Origin of the sequence: Faecalibacterium hattorii (genome assembly GCF_003287455.1) — a bacterium.
In the GTDB taxonomy this organism is placed as follows: domain Bacteria; phylum Bacillota; class Clostridia; order Oscillospirales; family Ruminococcaceae; genus Faecalibacterium; species Faecalibacterium hattorii.
This window is the reverse complement of sequence record NZ_PRLC01000044.1, coordinates 1-1462: the sequence shown is the minus strand read 5'-3', so window position 1 is coordinate 1462 and position 1462 is coordinate 1. Positions and strand designations below refer to the sequence as shown.

The 1462-nt window shown below is 50.5% G+C and carries 1 protein-coding gene; it reads right to left on the bottom strand.

What is annotated here, in order from left to right; genetic code table 11:
• Positions 1-9: 9 nt before the first annotated feature.
• Positions 10-870, bottom strand: coding sequence for a broad-spectrum class A beta-lactamase TEM-116 (locus tag C4N23_RS13675; protein WP_000027050.1), 861 nt, complete (start codon positions 868-870; stop codon positions 10-12).
• Positions 871-1462: the final 592 nt, after the last annotated feature.

The window sequence follows — 1462 nt, the reverse complement described above, 5'->3', positions numbered from 1 at the left end:
GTCTGACAGTTACCAATGCTTAATCAGTGAGGCACCTATCTCAGCGATCTGTCTATTTCGTTCATCCATAGTTGCCTGACTCCCCGTCGTGTAGATAACTACGATACGGGAGGGCTTACCATCTGGCCCCAGTGCTGCAATGATACCGCGAGACCCACGCTCACCGGCTCCAGATTTATCAGCAATAAACCAGCCAGCCGGAAGGGCCGAGCGCAGAAGTGGTCCTGCAACTTTATCCGCCTCCATCCAGTCTATTAATTGTTGCCGGGAAGCTAGAGTAAGTAGTTCGCCAGTTAATAGTTTGCGCAACGTTGTTGCCATTGCTACAGGCATCGTGGTGTCACGCTCGTCGTTTGGTATGGCTTCATTCAGCTCCGGTTCCCAACGATCAAGGCGAGTTACATGATCCCCCATGTTGTGCAAAAAAGCGGTTAGCTCCTTCGGTCCTCCGATCGTTGTCAGAAGTAAGTTGGCCGCAGTGTTATCACTCATGGTTATGGCAGCACTGCATAATTCTCTTACTGTCATGCCATCCGTAAGATGCTTTTCTGTGACTGGTGAGTACTCAACCAAGTCATTCTGAGAATAGTGTATGCGGCGACCGAGTTGCTCTTGCCCGGCGTCAATACGGGATAATACCGCGCCACATAGCAGAACTTTAAAAGTGCTCATCATTGGAAAACGTTCTTCGGGGCGAAAACTCTCAAGGATCTTACCGCTGTTGAGATCCAGTTCGATGTAACCCACTCGTGCACCCAACTGATCTTCAGCATCTTTTACTTTCACCAACGTTTCTGGGTGAGCAAAAACAGGAAGGCAAAATGCCGCAAAAAAGGGAATAAGGGCGACACGGAAATGTTGAATACTCATACTCTTCCTTTTTCAATATTATTGAAGCATTTATCAGGGTTATTGTCTCATGAGCGGATACATATTTGAATGTATTTAGAAAAATAAACAAATAGGGGTTCCGCGCACATTTCCTCTAGAAGTGCCACCTGACGTCTAAGAAACCATTATTATCATGACATTAACCTATAAAAATAGGCGTATCACGAGGCCCTTTCGTCTCGCGCGTTTCGGTTCTAGAGGTGAAAACCTCTGACACATGCAGCTCCCGGGGACGGTCACAGCTTGTCTGTAAGCGGATGCCGGGAGCAGACAAGCCCGTCAGGGCGCGTCAGCGGGTGTTGGCGGGTGTCGGGGCTGGCTTAACTATGCGGCATCAGAGCAGATTGTACTGAGAGTGCACCATATGCGGTGTGAAATACCGCACAGGTGCGTAAGGAGAAAATACCGCATCAGGCGCCATTCGCCATTCAGGCTGCGCAACTGTTGGGAAGGGCGATCGGTGCGGGCCTCTTCGCTATTACGCCAGCTGGCGTCACATGCAGCTCCCGGGGACGGTCACAGCTTGTCTGTAAGCGGATGCCGGGAGCAGACAAGCCCGTCAGGGCGCGTC